Raw genomic sequence first — 16,147 nt, forward strand, 5'->3', positions numbered from 1 at the left:
AAGAAGAATTATGGGTAAGCCAACTGGATTTATGGAATATCAGCGCAAGACGGGAAACACCGTTGCCCCGCTTGAGCGTATCAAAAACTTTAAGGAATTTCATCTGCAGCTCCCGAAAAAGGAACAGCAGATGCAGGCTGCCCGCTGTATGGCATGCGGTGTACCGTTCTGCCAGGCGGGAACCATGATTGCGGGAATGGCCTCCGGCTGTCCGCTGCAGAACCTCGTTCCGGAGTGGAATGACCTTGTGTATCTTGGAAACTATGAGCAGGCATACCGCCGCCTCACCAAGACAAACTGTTTTCCGGAATTTACCTCCCGTGTCTGCCCGGCACTCTGCGAAGCAGCCTGTACATGCAACGTAAACGGAGACCCGGTCTGCACGAAGGAAAATGAACGCGCGATCATCGAAAACGCATGGGCAACCGGCCTGATTACGCCGCAGCCGCCGAAAGTGCGCACCGGAAAACGCGTTGCCGTTGTAGGAAGCGGTCCTTCCGGCCTTGCAGCAGCGATGCAGCTCAACCGCCGCGGCCATTCTGTTACGGTCTTTGAACGCCGCGACCGCGTGGGCGGACTTTTACGCTACGGTATTCCGAACATGAAACTCGATAAGAGCGTCATCGACCGCCGTGTGGATCTGATGAAGGCCGAGGGCATCGAGTTTGTGACGAATGCTGATATCGGAAAAGATGTAAAAGCTGACAAACTCTTAAAAGAATTTGACCGTGTCCTGCTCTGCTGCGGTGCGGCAAATCCAAGAGATATCAAGGCAGAGGGAAGAGATGCAAAGGGCATCTACTTTGCTGTCGATTTCCTGACTTCCGTAACGAAGAGTCTTCTGGATTCCAATTTTGAGGATCATGCCTACATCGATGCCAAGGGCAAACACGTTGTTGTCATCGGAGGCGGCGACACCGGTAATGACTGTGTCGGAACTTCCATCCGTCTCGGTGCCAAATCTGTGACACAGCTTGAGATGATGCCGAAAGCACCGGATCAGCGTGCCGAGAACAATCCGTGGCCGGAGTGGCCGAAGATCTGCAAGACGGATTACGGCCAGGAAGAGGCAATCGCCGTATTCGGCCATGATCCGCGGATTTACCAGACAACCGTAACGGAATTTATCAAAAACAAAAAAGGTGAAGTCTGCCAGATCAAGACCGTAAAACTGACACCGAAAAAAGATGAGAAATCCGGCCGCATGATGATGGTTCCGGTTGAGGGAACCGAAGAGATTCTCCCGGCAGATCTCGTTCTTATTGCAGCAGGCTTTTTAGGATCCCAGAAATATGTGACCGATGCATTTAAAGTGGAAGTCAACCAGCGCACCAACGTGAAGACAGATGACGGAAAATACCAGACAACAAAAGAAAATGTCTTCACCGCAGGCGATATGCACCGCGGCCAGTCCCTGGTCGTATGGGCGATCCGCGAGGGACGCGAGGCAGCAAAGGCAGTCGATGAATCCCTGATGGGATACACGAATCTCTAAGTTTTTCTTGACAAAACACGCGAAAAACTGCTATAATATGCCCAAAACAAGGGTGTTTTTACGCAAGGTGTCTTTCTGCCCTGCCGCGTGAAAACACCCTTTTCGTTTAGAATCGTCTTTGATAAAGGAGAGAATCGATATGGCAAAGTATACGAAGGAAGCGATCCTTCAGATGGCGGAGGAAGAAGATGTTGAATTTATCCGCCTGCAGTTTACCGATATGTTTGGAATGATGAAAAATATGGCCATCACCGCCGGACAGCTGGAAAAAGCCCTGAATAATCAGTGCGTTTTCGATGGCTCTTCGTTCGAAGGATTTGTCACCATCGAGGAAGCAGACATGTTTCTGCACCCGGATCTCGACACCTTTGCAATACTTCCGTGGCGTCCGCAGCAAGGAAAGGTTGCAAGATTGATCTGTGATGTGTATGATAGAGAGGGGAATCTTTATGCAAAGAGTTCCCGAACCATCCTTCAGAAGGTAATTTCCGAAGCGAAAGCGATGGGTTATGAGTTTGAAATCTCACCGGAGTGTGAATTTTTCCTGTTCCACACCGATGAGGACGGCGGAGCAACGAGTGTAACGCACGACAAAGGCGGTTATCTGGATCTTGGACCGCTGGACCTGGGAGAAAACGCGCGGCGCGATATGGTGCTGACTCTCGAAGAAATGGGAATCGACGTTGAGTCTTCCTTCCACGAGGTAGCGGCAGGCCAGCACGAACTGGATTTCTGTCCGGCTGCAGCACTTCGGACGGCAGATCAGCTGATGACTGCCAAATTTGCTATCCGTACGATTGCAAAACGTCATGGTCTTCACGCAACCTTTATGCCAAAACCAAAAACCGGAGTTCACGGATCGGGTCTTCATCTTTCCTTCTCCCTGTTTCAGGAGGGAAAAGATGTGTTTGCCGACAAATCCGATGAATACGGGCTCAGCAAAGAGGCATATTACTTTATGGGCGGACTGATGAAACACATCAGCGGAATCGCAGCGATTACCAATCCGCTTGTAAACTCCTACAAACGTCTGACACCGGGATACGGTGCACCGATCTACGTGGCATGGTCTGCAAAGAACAGAAGCCCGCTGATCCGCATTCCGCTGACGGGAGACGGTATCATGGCCATTGAGCTTCGATGCCCGGATTCGGCAGCCAATCCGTACCTGGCACTTGCTGTCTGCATGGCAGCAGGACTTGACGGTATCAAACAGAAAATCGTTCCGCCGTCCCCGGTGGACCGCAATATTTCCGATCTGACAGAAGAAGAACGAAACGCGATGCAGATCACCCTTCTCCCGGGAAGCCTTGGAGAAGCGGTCGCAGAGTTAAAGAAAGACGATTTTCTGTGTCAGGTACTCGGCCAGGAATTTGTGAATGGATATATCAATGCCAAAGAAGAAGAGTGGCATGAGTATCTCCGTCAGGTATCCGACTGGGAGACCGAGAAATATCTGTACCGTATTTAGACGACGAAGGGGCCTGAAAATGCATGAGCAGCATAGTGATAGTACTTCCCAAAATAGAAGATGGAAAGCGCATCCGGGATATTCTGGCAAAAAGAGGATATGAAATCGATGCTGTCTGTTCGACAGCGGCAGCGGCGCTCGGAGAGATGAACAACTTAAACGGCGGTATCGTCATCTGCGGCTACAAGCTCCCGGATATGTTTTTTACGGATCTGAATGAGTGTATGCCGTCCGGCTTCCAGATGCTTCTGATTGCATCGAGCCGCGCATTAAGTGCGGTGGAGGGAACCGGAATCATGGCGGTTACGATGCCGCTTTCCGTGTACGAGCTGGTTAATACACTGGAGATGATGCTGCAGAGTGCGGCACGGCGCAGAAAGAAAGAGCGGGCAAAGCCCAAGGTGCGCAGCGCCGAGGAACAGCACATCATCGATCGTGCAAAAAGCCTTCTGATCGAACGAAATCACATGACCGAGTCGGAGGCCCATCGCTACATGCAGAAATGCAGCATGGACAGCGGCACCAATCTGGTTGAAACGGCACAGATGGTGCTGACGCTTTTGACAGAGTAAGAAAAAGTGAAAAGGAGCGACATAATAATGTTCAAAATCAATGACAATTATCTGAAATTGCCGGGAAGCTATCTGTTTTCCACCATTGCAAAAAAAGTTGCAGCTTACACCGAGGCAAATCCGGACGCGAAAATCATCCGTCTTGGAATCGGCGACGTAACCCAGCCGATCGCACCGGCGATCATTGAAAAGCTGCACGGAGCAGTGGATGAGATGGGACACGCAGAGACCTTCCACGGATATGCACCAGATCTTGGATATGCTTTCCTTCGCGATACCATCGCAAAAAATGATTATCAGGACAGAGGATGCGATATCTCATCTGATGAAATTTTTGTATCGGACGGCGCAAAATGCGACTGTAGCAACATTCAGGAGATCTTCAGCCTGGACAACAAGATCGCTGTATGCGACCCGGTTTATCCGGTTTATGTAGACTCCAACGTAATGGCAGGCCGTGCCGGTGACTACGACGCAGCAACCGAGCGTTTCACGAATGTGATTTACATGCCGTGTACCGCAGAAAACAACTTCACCCCGGAGCTCCCGAAAGAAACCCCGGATCTGATTTATCTGTGCTTCCCGAACAATCCGACCGGCGCTATGGTTTCCAAAGCCGAGCTGCAGAAATGGGTTGATTATGCAAATAAAGTAGGAGCCATCATCCTGTATGATGCTGCATACGAGGCATATATCTCAGAAAAAGACATTCCGCATTCCATCTATGAGTGCGAGGGTGCAAGAACATGTGCCATCGAAATGCGCAGCTTCTCCAAGAACGCAGGCTTTACCGGTATGCGTCTTGGATTCACCGTTATCCCGAAAGACATCAAATCCGGCGATGTGACTCTGCACAGCCTGTGGGCACGCCGTCACGGAACGAAATACAACGGAGCTCCGTACATCATCCAGAGAGCCGGCGAGGCTGTTTACTCTCCGGAAGGAAAAGCACAGTTAAAAGAGCAGGTTGCTTACTACATGAAGAACGCAAAAGTCATCTACGACGGATTAAAAGGCGCAGGCTACACCGTATCCGGCGGCGTCAACGCTCCGTATATCTGGCTGAAAACACCGGGAAATATGACTTCCTGGGAGTTCTTTGATCACCTGCTTGCAGACGCAAACGTAGTCGGAACACCAGGATCAGGCTTCGGCCCGAGCGGAGAAGGCTACTTCCGTCTGACTGCATTCGGTACGTATGAGAATACAGTGGAGGCAGTGGAGAGAATCAAAAAACTGTAAATTGTGTGCGAAATACCAATAAAACGGAATTTCTGCGCAATTTTATAAACACGCGAAAAAATAATTTTGTATAGATAAAATTCATGAAAAATGCATTAGAATTTATATGAAATCCGTAAAAATTAGGTGTTTACAAATGCAAAACTGCTGTGCTATAATGCACAGTATGAAAAAGGCAGTGAAGGAAACTCCGTATGCGGAATCTGACAGGAAGCCGATGTCACCGACTGAGAGCATCAGCATGGAGGAAACATACAATGGGGAACATTCCGGAGCCGGTCTGCTGAACATGAGATCCGAACAGGAAATCAAGTAGGCAGATCCGTGATACGCGTTAAGTATAAATGAGTGGGCGTTTTCCCTCGGAAAACCGGAGAGAAAAACGCAATGCGGGTGGTACCGCGGGAACATAAAATATCCCGTCCCGGAACAGTAGTTAAAAAACTGTTCCGGGACTTTTTTATTTGAAAAAGCAATCCGGGACAGGCGAGAAAGAGAGGAGAACAAGACATGGAATTTATGACAGGCGTAAAGAAAAAAGAAGACATCTCCGTAAAAACTCTGCTGGAGATACCGGAAGGCACAGAAGTAAAACTCGAAGGAGCCGTACACATCATCCGTGACATGGGCGAGGTTGCCTTTGTCATCTTAAGAAAGAGCGAGGGACTCGTTCAGTGTGTGTACGAAGAAGGAAGTGTTGACTTCCCGCTGAAAGATCTGAAAGAGGAATCGGCAGTTGCCGTAACCGGAACGGTCAAAAAAGAGGACCGCGCACCGGGCGGCGTCGAAGTCAGGCTGCAGACCATCACCGTTCTTTCCGAGCCGACCGAGCCAATGCCGCTCGCAGTCAACAAATGGAAAATGAACACCTCCCTTGAAGCAATGCTGAACATGCGGCCGATCGCTCTTCGAAACGTCAGAGAGCGTGCAAAATTCCGCATCCAGGAAGGCGTGGTACGGGCGTTCCGTGATTTCCTTCATTCCCAGGGATTCACCGAAATCCATACACCGAAGATCGGCGCGAAAGGCGCTGAAGGCGGCGCAAACATCTTCAAGTTGGAATATTTCCACCGCCCGGCTGTCCTGGCACAGAGCCCGCAGTTCTACAAACAGATGCTTGTCGGCGTGTTTGACCGTGTCTTTGAAGTCGGACCGGTTTTCCGTGCAGAGAAACACAACACGAAACGTCATCTGAACGAGTATACCAGCCTTGACTTTGAGATGGGCTACATCGAGGATTACACCGACATCATGGCAATGGAAACCGGATTTTTACAGTACATGGTGGAGCTTCTTAAAGAGGATTACGCAAAAGAGCTGGAGATCCTGAAAGTTATGCTTCCAAAGACAGAAGAAATCCCAACTGTACCGTTCACGAAAGCGAAAGAGCTGGTAGCCGAGAAATACAACCGAAAGATCCGCAACCCGTTCGACCTTGAGCCAGAGGAGGAGCTTCTGATCGGCCAGTATTTCAAAGAGGAGTACGATGCAGACTTCGTATTCGTCACCGAATATCCGTCGAAAAAGAGACCGTTCTATGCGATGGACGACCCGGAGGATAAGAGATACACAAAGAGCTTCGACCTGCTGTTCCACGGTCTGGAGATTACAACCGGAGGCCAGCGTATCCACGATTACAAGATGCTCTCTGAAAAGATCGCAGCCCGCGGCATGACAGAAGAGGGCATGGAGCAGTATTTAAGTGCTTTCAAACACGGTATGCCGCCGCACGGAGGTCTTGGCATCGGTCTGGAGCGTCTAACCATGAAGCTGATCGGTGAGGACAACGTCCGCGAGACAACGCTGTTCCCGCGTGATCTTACAAGACTGGAGCCGTAAGCGGATCCTGCTGGAAAATGAAAAAGGAGAATGAGTGAAATGGCAAATGTGATTTCAGATGAAACGATGGAATATGTCGGCATCCTGGCAAAGCTGGAATTAAAGGATGAGGAAAAAGAATCCGCACGGCAGGATATGCAGAAGATGCTGGATTATGTAGATAAATTAAACGAGCTCGACACCAGCAAGGTCGAGCCGATGACCCACATTTTCGAGATGGGAAATGTATTCCGCGAGGATGAAGTAACCAATGGCGACGACCGCGATGCAATGCTTACCAATGCACCGGAAGTCAAAGAGGGCCAGTACAAGGTTCCGAAAACGGTAGAATAGCAGGAGGAGATTGATATGGAAATCAAAGATATGACAGCAGTACAGCTTTCTGCCGCAATCAAAGAAGGAAAGATCACTGTAGCGGACGCTGTAGAAGCGTCTCTTGCGGCAGTCAAAGCATCGGAAGAATCAATTCACGCATTCCTTCTTGTGGATGAAAAGGGTGCAAGAGCACGCGCGGCAGAAGTGCAGAAGAAAATTGACGCAGGAGAGCTCACCGGTCCGCTGGCCGGCGTTCCGATTGCGGTCAAGGACAACATCTGTACGAAAGGTCTTGCGACGACGTGTGCGTCAAAGATCCTGCAGAACTTTGTTCCGACGTACGATGCAGAGGTTATCACACGGCTCGAAGAGGCGGGAGCCGTTATCATCGGAAAGACAAACATGGATGAGTTTGCGATGGGAAGTACGACAGAGACTTCCGCGTACGGCGTGACGAAAAATCCATGGAACACCGAACACGTTCCAGGCGGTTCCTCCGGCGGTTCCTGCGCAGCCGTTGCAGCAGGAGAAGTACCGATGGCACTTGGCTCCGATACCGGCGGATCGATCCGTCAGCCGAGTTCCTTCTGCGGCGTAACCGGCATGAAACCGACGTACGGCACCGTTTCCCGTTACGGACTGATCGCTTATGGTTCCTCCCTTGACCAGATCGGACCGGTCGCAAAGGATGTGACAGACTGTGCAGCACTGCTGCAGACGGTCGCTTCGTATGATGCAAAAGATGCGACATCGATGAAACGCGACGATTACGATTTCATGAGCGCTTTAAAAGAAGATGTCTCCGATCTGAAAATCGGTATTCCGAACAGCTGCTTCGGCGAAGGCCTGGATCCGCAGGTGAAGGAATCCATTTTAAAAGCTGCCGATGTCCTGAAGGCACGCGGAGCAGAAGTAGAGTATTTCGATCTCGACCTCATTGATTATGCCATTCCGGCTTACTACGTTATTGCATCCGCTGAGGCAAGCTCCAACCTGGAACGCTTCGACGGCGTGAAATACGGCTTCCGTGCCAAAGAGTACGAAGGACTCCACGATATGTATAAGAAGAGCCGTTCTGAGGGCTTCGGTCCGGAGGTGAAACGACGGATTATGCTGGGAAGCTTCGTCTTAAGCTCCGGTTACTACGATGCGTATTATCTGAAAGCACTGCGCACGAAAGCCCTGATTAAAAAAGAGTTTGACCGCGCATTTGAAAAATACGATATGATTTTAAGCCCGGCAGCACCATCGACCGCACCGCGTCTTGGCGATTCGCTTTCGGATCCTTTACAGATGTATCTGGGCGACATTTACACCGTATCGGTCAACCTCGCCGGCCTTCCGGGCATCACCGTTCCGTGCGGCATGGATGACAAGGGGCTTCCGATCGGCATGCAGCTTATCGGAGACTGTTTCTCAGAGAAAAAACTGTTCCGTGCAGCATACACCTATGAGCAGGCACGCGGTGCATTCGGGCAGCCAGAAAAATGGTAAGGAGGAAGCAAAACAATGTCAAAACAGTATGAAACCGTCATCGGACTTGAAGTACATGTGGAGCTTGCGACGAGAACAAAAATTTTTTGCGGCTGCTCTACCGCATTCGGCGGTGCGCCGAACACCCACACCTGCCCGGTCTGCACCGGTATGCCGGGATCCCTTCCGGTATTAAATAAGAAGGTTGTCGATTACGCCCTGCGCGTCGGACTGGCTGCAAACTGCAAAATCAACCAGCTCTGCAAATTCGACCGGAAGAACTATTTCTACCCGGACAACCCGCAGAACTATCAGATTTCCCAGCTGTATCTGCCGATCTGCCACGATGGATATGTCGAGATTGACACCGCAGCGGGAAAGAAGAAAATCGGCATTCATGAGATCCACATGGAGGAGGATGCCGGAAAGCTGATCCACGATGAGTGGGAGGATTGCTCACTCGTCGACTACAACCGAAGCGGCGTTCCGCTGATCGAGATTGTATCCGAGCCGGATATGCGCTCTGCGGAAGAGGTTATCGCTTATCTGGAAAAACTGCGTATGATGATTCAGTATCTCGGCGCATCCGACTGCAAACTGCAGGAGGGCTCGATGCGTGCCGATGTCAACCTTTCGGTCCGTGAGGTTGGAAGTGAGAAATTCGGAACACGTACCGAAATGAAGAACCTGAACTCCTTTAAGGCAATCGGAAGAGCGATCGAGGGAGAGCGTGCAAGACAGATCGAGCTGATCGAGGAAGGAAAAGCCGTTGTCCAGGAGACCCGCCGCTGGGACGACAACAAAGAGTATTCCTACGCGATGCGTTCGAAAGAGGATGCGAAGGATTACCGCTACTTCCCGGACCCGGATCTGCCGCCGGTGCACATTTCCGACGAGTGGATCGACCGCATTGTGAAATCCATGCCGGAATTCCAGCCGGAAAAACAGGCACGCTACGTGGAGCAGTACGGACTGCCGCAGTACGATGCGGGCATTCTGACCGGTTCCAAGAAGCTGTCCGATCTCTTTGAGGAGACGACGGCGCTCTGCGGCAAACCGAAAAAAGTGGCAAACTGGCTGATGGGCGAGACCTTACGTCTCTTAAAGGAGAACGGCCAGGAGCCGGAGGATCTGCAGTTTTCACCAAAGCATCTGGCATCCCTGATCGAACTGGCAGAAGCCGGATCGGTCAATAACCAGGTGGCAAAAGAGGTATTTGAGCAGATCTTTGCAGAGGATGTCGATCCGGAAGCATACGTCGAGGAGCACGGACTGAAAACCGTAAACGACACCGGCCTTCTGGAAGAAACCACGAGAAAAGTTCTGGAAAACAACCCTGGCCCGGTAGAGCAGTACAAATCCGGAAAGACAAAAGTCCTCGGATTTCTGGTCGGCCAGGTCATGAAAGAAATGAAAGGTAAAGCCAACCCGGCAGCAGCAGGAGAGCTGCTGCAGAAGCTGCTGTCTGAATAAAGAAAACAAAATTGCACGAATGGAGGCCTGGAAATGGTCTCCATTTTTCTGCCCGAAAAATCAAAGAAAATGCATAATCTGCCTCCTTTTGGGAAATTCTTTATAAAGAAACCGGAAGAGATAAAAAGACGATACAAAATCCGGAAAAAGGAGGTTTCTTTACATGAAAGGACTGGATTACACCGCACTCACCGTTGCAATCATCGGAGCCGTCAACTGGGGCTTGATCGGATTCTTCCGTCTCGACCTCGTCGCCCTGATCTTCGGAAACATGACGTGGCTGAGCCGCATCATCTACGCGGTTGTCGGCATCTGCGGCCTCTACCTGATCTCCGTCTACGGAAGAATTTCCGACCACGTACTGGGACAGGCGTAAGAACAGGAACCCTCTCATATACGCAGAGAAAGGCGGTATGAGAGGGTTTTCTTTTGCTGTTTTAGGAAGGACAAAACAAATATTGCGGCCCTCTGTATGGTTTTGAGCAGGGATATGGATCAGAAAAAGAAAAAATACCGGATGCTTCTGATGCAGCTTTCCTGTGCCGTTCTTCTGGCGAGTGATGCCGCAGCGTGGGCATTCCGCGGAGGTCCGGGGAGTCTGGAAAGAGGTATTGTGTATGTGAGTAACTATCTGGTTTGAATGTGATAGATCTTGCTGAATGGATTGCCCTTGCAGCAATTTTTATATTAATGTGCAGACGCAGAAATATCATATTGTAAAGACAACATCGCAGAGTGCAGCCCAAATGGGGGAATATGAGATCATAGACGATTTTGGCGGGCATGCGAAGTGCATGGCAGAGAAAATGTGCATGGAATCACAACTGGAAGAAACTGCTGCATTTATCGATCTCAATACGCTGGAAGAGCGGCTCGCCGGAAAAAACAGTATCATACACGAATTTATCGATAAAAAAACAGGCTGGTGCCGGAGCAGATTCATTCCTGTTGATTACGATGAAAATGGAAGGCTTCTGCATGTGCTGTTTTGTATTGAGTGTATCGAAGAAGAGAAAAAACGTGAGAACCGCTTGATTTATCTGGCACAGACGGATCTTATGACGGGATTGTATAACCGTGGAAGCGGGGAAAGACAGATTTCCCATCTGCTGCAGGAAAAAACAGGAGGTCTGCTTTGCCTGATTGATTGTGACAAATTCAAAACAATCAACGATACGTATGGACACTCGACAGGGGATAAGGTTATTATCGCCGTTGCAGAGACGATGCAGAAATCCTGCCGGGACAAGGACGTAGTTCTGCGCCTCGGGGGTGACGAGTTTGCAGTCTTTATGCCGGAAATGCGGGAGAAAGCGGCGGCAGAGAGATTTTTCGAAAGACTTTTTTACAACATCAGCCAGATTACGATTGCGGAAATGAAGGGGAAGCAGATAGAAATCAGCCTGGGTGCCTGTTTCTGCGAGGCATCGGAAGAAGTTTCTTTTGACCAGCTGTACAGAAAGGCGGACCGGGCAATGTATCAGAGTAAAAAGAAACAGGGATACAGTGCCTCCATTTATGAAGAATGGATGAAAAGCAATTAGAACAGGACAAGGCAGGAGAGATACCAGATGAACATCATTTGTGTAGACGACGAACAAATACAGAGGGACTGGAAGGGATGGAAGCCTTAAAGCTCTTCGGGAGCAGTGTGGAAGCCTAGGAATGGGCAAAGGAGCATCCGGTGCCGGGAAATTTGCGAGAAACATCAAAACGGAAGCAGAGTTTCCGAACTCTCAGAGGAATATGCTTTATCGGAAAAGAGCATTCAGCGGATCCTGCGCTGCACAGCAGCAGACGGAAAAAATACGGACTGAATACAAAAACGGAAAGACAGCCATGGAAGAACCCCCGGGCTGTCTTTTGTATTTCTGTTGCTTTTTTTCCGTTTTTCCTTGCATTTCAGAAAGATGCTGTTATAATAAGGGAAAGTGAATAAATATACATTACATGAGGAGAGAAGGAGATTATTATGAAAATGAATTTTGCAAAAAAAGCAACAGCACTTGCAATGTCCGTTTTGTTTGCTGTTTCGATGGCAGGCTGCGGAAGTTCTGCATCTACCGCAAAGAAAGTAGAAGTAACATCCGTAGAGGATCTGGCAGATCTGAAGATTGGTGTACAGACCGGAACAACAGGTGATTCTCAGGCGAGCGATGCCGTTAATGCAGATTCCCAGATGCAGCGTTACAACAAAGGCGCCGATGCTATTCAGGCACTGAAAAACGGAAAGATTGACTGTGTTGTCATCGATTCCCTGCCGGCAGAAAAATTCGTTGCAGCAAACGATGATCTGAAAATTGTAGAAGGCATTTTTGATACCGAAGAGTACGCGATGTGCTTCAAAAAAGGAAATGAGTTAAGAGACGAGTTCAACACTGCATTGGCAGAGCTGAAAGAGGACGGAACTCTTGATGAGATCATGAGCAACTACATTGGTGATGAAGTCGGCCAGCATCCGTATGAGTCCCCGGCAGACGTGGACCGTTCCAACGGAACGCTTACCATGGCAACCAACGCTGAGTTCGAGCCGTGGGAGTACAAAGAGGGAAATGATATCGTTGGTATCGATGCCGACATTTCCAAGGCAATCTGCGACAAGCTTGGTTATGAGCTGAAAATCGAGGATATGTCATTTGAAACCATCCTTGCATCTGTCAACAGTGGAAAAGCAGACTTCGGCGCAGCCGGAATGACCGTTACTCCAGAACGGGAAGAAAGCGTTGATTTCACGGATACTTATGCAGATGCAACACAGGTTGTCATCGTCAGAAAGTAATAACATAGTGATAAGGACTGCGAGAGTACGAAGTACGGGGCAATCTGGAATCAGGGGATAGAAACGAGCGGCTGTCCGCCAGACAAAAGGCGCGGCCGTTCGTTTTTCGATTGCGCTGTAAGGAAACTGCCGGTTGCAGATCCCGCAGTTAAAAACACAAAGGAGAGATGTGTCATATGGAAAATTTACATCATCAGTTCAACCGCTACTTTGTAGACAATGGTGCTACAGAATGGTGGCTGACCGGTCTGAAGACGACACTGCTTGTCACGGTGCTTGCGCTGTGCATCGGTGTTGTGCTCGGACTTCTTATCGCACTGATCCGCTCGACACACGAGCAGACCGGTAAATTAAAACTTCTGAACATCGTTGCGCGCGTCTATCTGACGATCATCCGCGGAACGCCGTCCATGATTCAGATCCTGTTTTTCTATTCGGTTATTTTTGCAACCGTAAACCTGAACAATATCGTGATCGGCGGAATCGCATTTGGTATCAATTCCGGTGCATACGTTGCTGAGATTTTCCGTTCCGGAATTATGTCTGTGGACAAAGGACAGACGGAAGCAGGACGAAGCCTTGGCTTAAATTCTGCACAGACCATGCGTCTCATCATCATTCCGCAGGCGTTTAAAAATGTTCTTCCGGCGCTGATTAATGAGATGATCGTGCTGTTAAAAGAGACTGCCATCATCGGCTATATCGGAACCATTGATATTACAAAGGCAGCGACCCTGGTACAGAGCCGTACGTACGATGCACTGGTTCCGCTTCTTTCCGCAGCGATTTTTTATCTGATTCTTGTTATGATTCTGACCTATTTCATGGGAAAACTGGAAAGGAGACTGCGTAAGAGTGACCACTAATGAAAAAGTATTAATCAAAGTTGAAAATCTGCAGAAGAGCTTCGAGGATAATAAGGTTCTGGACGGGATCAGTACAGAGATCCATCAGGGAGAGGTTGTCGCTGTCATCGGTCCTTCCGGTTCCGGAAAATCGACCTTTCTGCGTTCCTTAAACCGTCTGGAAATTCCAACCGGCGGAAAAATTTATTTCGAGGGCGTTGACATCACGGCGCCGGAAACCGATATCGACCATGTACGACAGAGAATTGGAATGGTATTTCAGCAGTTCAACCTGTTTCCGCATAAAACCGTCAAGGAAAATATCATGCTCGCCCCGGTGACATTAAAGCTGATGACACCGGAAGAAGCAGCGAAAAAAGCGTTGGAGCTCTTAAACCGCGTTGGACTGCCGGATAAAGCAGATGCTTACCCGGGAAGCCTTTCCGGCGGTCAGAAACAGCGAATCGCCATTGCACGCGCCCTTGCGATGAACCCGGATGTCATGCTGTTTGACGAGCCGACCTCCGCACTCGACCCGGAAATGGTAGGGGAGGTTCTTGAAATTATGAAGGAACTTGCTGAATCAGGCATGACGATGGTTGTCGTAACACATGAAATGGGTTTTGCAAGAGAAGTGGCAACCCGCGTGGTCTTTATCAACGAGGGAAATATTCAGGAGGAGAATACGCCGCAGGAGTTCTTCGCAAATCCGCAGCATCCCCGGCTCAAAGAGTTTTTATCGAAAGTATTATAATAAAAAACGCTGTTCTGTATCATCAAAACACAGAACAGCGTTTTTGCATCTTATTTGGAAATCGCGCGGGTGGCTTCTTTCAGCCACTCTTTTTCGTCTCCTTCCAGATAAGGAGAAATCTTTTCATATACTTCTTTGTGGTAGTTGTTCAGCAGTTCCACATCTTTTTCGGTCATATACTGTGTGTCAATACCGTCAAGATCGATCGGAACCATGGTAACGAACTCAAAGCACATGAACTGGCCGTACATGTTCTTTTCTGCTTTGCGGCAGAGCATCAGATTCTCAGTACGGATGCCGTGGCTTCCTTCGATATAGATACCCGGTTCATCGGAAGTAAGCATGCCCTCCTCAAGAACGGCGTTTTCCATCCGCTCCGGAACCATTTTCCAGCGGAAACCGTTTGGACGCTCATGTACATTTAAGAGATAACCGACACCGTGGCCGGTTCCGTGATTGAAGTCAAGACCTCTCTCCCAGAATGCCTGTCTTGCAAGGTAATCAAGGTTGATACCGATGCAGCCGTGGAGGAATTTTGCATTTCCAAGACGAAGGGTTCCCATCGCAGTGATGGTGAAATGTTCTTTTTCTTCCTCGGTCAGCGGTCCAACTACGATTGTTCTGGTAATATCGGTCGTTCCCTCATAATACTGTCCGCCGGAGTCCACCAGGTACATGCCTTTTGGCTGCAGAACAGAGAAATTGTCTTTCGTTGCCTGATAATGGCACATAGCAGCATTCGGGCCGTAAGCAGAAATCGTTCCGAAGCTTGGCTCAATAAAGCCTTCCTGCTCCTTCCGGAAGGATTCCAGTTTTTCAGCAACGGAAACCTCATCCATTGGGATTTTACCGATATTCTTCTTTAACCAGTATACGAAACGGGTAACGGCAACGCCGTCTTTGATGTGGGCTTTTCGGATGTTTTCCATCTCAACCGGTGTTTTGACTGCTTTTAAAGAAGAAGCCGGGTTCATGACATTGACAATCGTATTGCTGCCCATGACACTCTGGCAGATCGTGTAGTTGACTTTGGCTTTCTCCAGAAGAATAGTTTTTCCTGTGATGCCGGAAACAAAATCATAAACAGCATTGTATGGATGAAGGGAAATGCCAAGATCAGCAAGATACTGTTTTACTTTCTCATTTAAGGTTTCTTCCTGAATGAACAGATGACTCTCGGTTTCTGTCAGTACGAGATAGGAGAGGACAACCGGGTTGCATGGAATATCGTTTCCACGGATATTCAGCATCCAGGCGATATCATCCAGTGCAGTCAGAATATGCACTTCGGCACCGTTCTCTTTCATCTTTTCGCGTACTTTTGCAAGACGCTCCGCAGCGGATTCACCGGTATATTTTGCATCAAGGATCCACACGGGTTCTGCGGAAAGTGCCGGGCGGTCCGACCAGATCTCACCGATCAGGTCGCTTCGATAGGAAAGAAAACGCTCCGGAAGTGTTTTCTCCAGTGCTTCGCCGAGCATTTCATTGACAACGCGGCCGTCAAAACCAATGGTCATGCCCTCTTTTGTATTTGCCGCCAGGTATTCCTCTACCGTCGGAACGCCTTCCTGGCCCATTTTCATTAAGGTAACGCCGGTTCCGGCAAGTTCTTTGGCTGCCTGTACGAAGTAGCGGCCATCGGTCCAGAGGCACGCTTCGTCCTGCGTAATCACAGCAGTTCCGGCAGAACCGGTAAAACCGGTAATATACGTTCTTGCTTTAAAGTAAGTTCCTACATATTCGGATTCATGATAATCGGCGGTCGGAACCAGATAAGCGTCCACGCCGTATGCTCTCATTTTTTCGCGGAGAGCAGCTAATCTTTCTGATATCATAGTTTTTTCCTCATCTTTCTTTTCGAAAAATAATGTCGGCATTTTTAAATG

The 16,147-nt window shown here is 49.2% G+C and carries 16 protein-coding genes; 15 read left to right on the top strand and 1 reads right to left on the bottom strand.

Annotated elements, in window-relative coordinates:
• Positions 1-10 precede the first annotated feature (10 nt).
• The 15 genes from DXD92_RS03620 (at position 11) to DXD92_RS03685 (ending at position 14,258) form a co-directional block, all read left to right on the top strand.
• Positions 11-1,495, top strand: a complete 1,485-nt coding sequence (locus DXD92_RS03620) for a glutamate synthase subunit beta (protein ID WP_022462356.1) — start codon at positions 11-13, stop codon at positions 1,493-1,495.
• A gap of 139 nt (positions 1,496-1,634) precedes the next feature.
• The gene (gene glnA / locus DXD92_RS03625; protein ID WP_117510183.1) at positions 1,635-2,966 is read left to right on the top strand and encodes a type I glutamate--ammonia ligase; all 1,332 of its coding nucleotides are present in this window, start codon (positions 1,635-1,637) and stop codon (positions 2,964-2,966) included.
• A gap of 23 nt (positions 2,967-2,989) precedes the next feature.
• The gene (locus tag DXD92_RS03630; RefSeq protein ID WP_022462354.1) at positions 2,990-3,538 is read left to right on the top strand and encodes an ANTAR domain-containing response regulator; all 549 of its coding nucleotides are present in this window, start codon (positions 2,990-2,992) and stop codon (positions 3,536-3,538) included.
• A gap of 27 nt (positions 3,539-3,565) precedes the next feature.
• On the top strand, positions 3,566-4,780 hold the full coding sequence (locus DXD92_RS03635) for an LL-diaminopimelate aminotransferase (protein WP_022462353.1): 1,215 nt from the start codon (positions 3,566-3,568) through the stop codon (positions 4,778-4,780).
• Positions 4,781-4,946: 166 nt separating this feature from the next.
• The gene (locus DXD92_RS18450) at positions 4,947-5,096 is read left to right on the top strand and encodes a hypothetical protein (RefSeq protein WP_158555021.1); all 150 of its coding nucleotides are present in this window, start codon (positions 4,947-4,949) and stop codon (positions 5,094-5,096) included.
• Positions 5,097-5,290: 194 nt separating this feature from the next.
• Positions 5,291-6,619, top strand: a complete 1,329-nt coding sequence (aspS, locus tag DXD92_RS03640; RefSeq protein ID WP_118594493.1) for an aspartate--tRNA(Asn) ligase — start codon at positions 5,291-5,293, stop codon at positions 6,617-6,619.
• A gap of 39 nt (positions 6,620-6,658) precedes the next feature.
• Positions 6,659-6,952, top strand: a complete 294-nt coding sequence (gene gatC / locus DXD92_RS03645) for an Asp-tRNA(Asn)/Glu-tRNA(Gln) amidotransferase subunit GatC (RefSeq protein WP_055228254.1) — start codon at positions 6,659-6,661, stop codon at positions 6,950-6,952.
• Between the two features lie 15 nt (positions 6,953-6,967).
• Positions 6,968-8,428 (top strand): Asp-tRNA(Asn)/Glu-tRNA(Gln) amidotransferase subunit GatA, encoded by a 1,461-nt coding sequence (gatA, locus tag DXD92_RS03650; protein ID WP_117805348.1) that lies wholly within the window; start codon positions 6,968-6,970, stop codon positions 8,426-8,428.
• 15 nt (positions 8,429-8,443) lie between these two features.
• Positions 8,444-9,880, top strand: a complete 1,437-nt coding sequence (gene gatB / locus DXD92_RS03655) for an Asp-tRNA(Asn)/Glu-tRNA(Gln) amidotransferase subunit GatB (protein WP_055228256.1) — start codon at positions 8,444-8,446, stop codon at positions 9,878-9,880.
• Between the two features lie 163 nt (positions 9,881-10,043).
• Positions 10,044-10,256 (top strand): DUF378 domain-containing protein, encoded by a 213-nt coding sequence (locus DXD92_RS03660; protein WP_055228257.1) that lies wholly within the window; start codon positions 10,044-10,046, stop codon positions 10,254-10,256.
• A gap of 114 nt (positions 10,257-10,370) precedes the next feature.
• Positions 10,371-10,520 (top strand): hypothetical protein, encoded by a 150-nt coding sequence (locus tag DXD92_RS18455; RefSeq protein ID WP_158578723.1) that lies wholly within the window; start codon positions 10,371-10,373, stop codon positions 10,518-10,520.
• A gap of 106 nt (positions 10,521-10,626) precedes the next feature.
• Complete coding sequence (locus DXD92_RS03665; RefSeq protein ID WP_243037557.1) at positions 10,627-11,424, top strand: GGDEF domain-containing protein; 798 nt, start codon at positions 10,627-10,629, stop codon at positions 11,422-11,424.
• A 434-nt stretch (positions 11,425-11,858) separates the two neighbouring features.
• Positions 11,859-12,659, top strand: a complete 801-nt coding sequence (locus tag DXD92_RS03675) for a transporter substrate-binding domain-containing protein (protein WP_330411495.1) — start codon at positions 11,859-11,861, stop codon at positions 12,657-12,659.
• A 176-nt stretch (positions 12,660-12,835) separates the two neighbouring features.
• On the top strand, positions 12,836-13,525 hold the full coding sequence (locus tag DXD92_RS03680; RefSeq protein WP_117762276.1) for an amino acid ABC transporter permease: 690 nt from the start codon (positions 12,836-12,838) through the stop codon (positions 13,523-13,525).
• Positions 13,515-14,258: an amino acid ABC transporter ATP-binding protein gene (locus DXD92_RS03685; protein ID WP_118640096.1), complete on the top strand. Its 744-nt coding sequence runs from the start codon at positions 13,515-13,517 to the stop codon at positions 14,256-14,258. The genes DXD92_RS03680 and DXD92_RS03685 overlap by 11 nt, the downstream gene beginning before the upstream one ends.
• A 50-nt stretch (positions 14,259-14,308) precedes the next feature.
• Here DXD92_RS03685 and DXD92_RS03690 read toward each other — a convergent pair whose 3' ends face one another.
• A complete protein-coding gene (locus DXD92_RS03690; RefSeq protein WP_118640194.1) occupies positions 14,309-16,096 on the bottom strand; it encodes an aminopeptidase P family protein in 1,788 nt (595 codons plus the stop codon).
• Positions 16,097-16,147: the final 51 nt, after the last annotated feature.

It is taken from the genome of Blautia sp. TM10-2 (genome assembly GCF_003480845.1).
Taxonomy (GTDB): domain Bacteria; phylum Bacillota; class Clostridia; order Lachnospirales; family Lachnospiraceae; genus Fusicatenibacter; species Fusicatenibacter saccharivorans.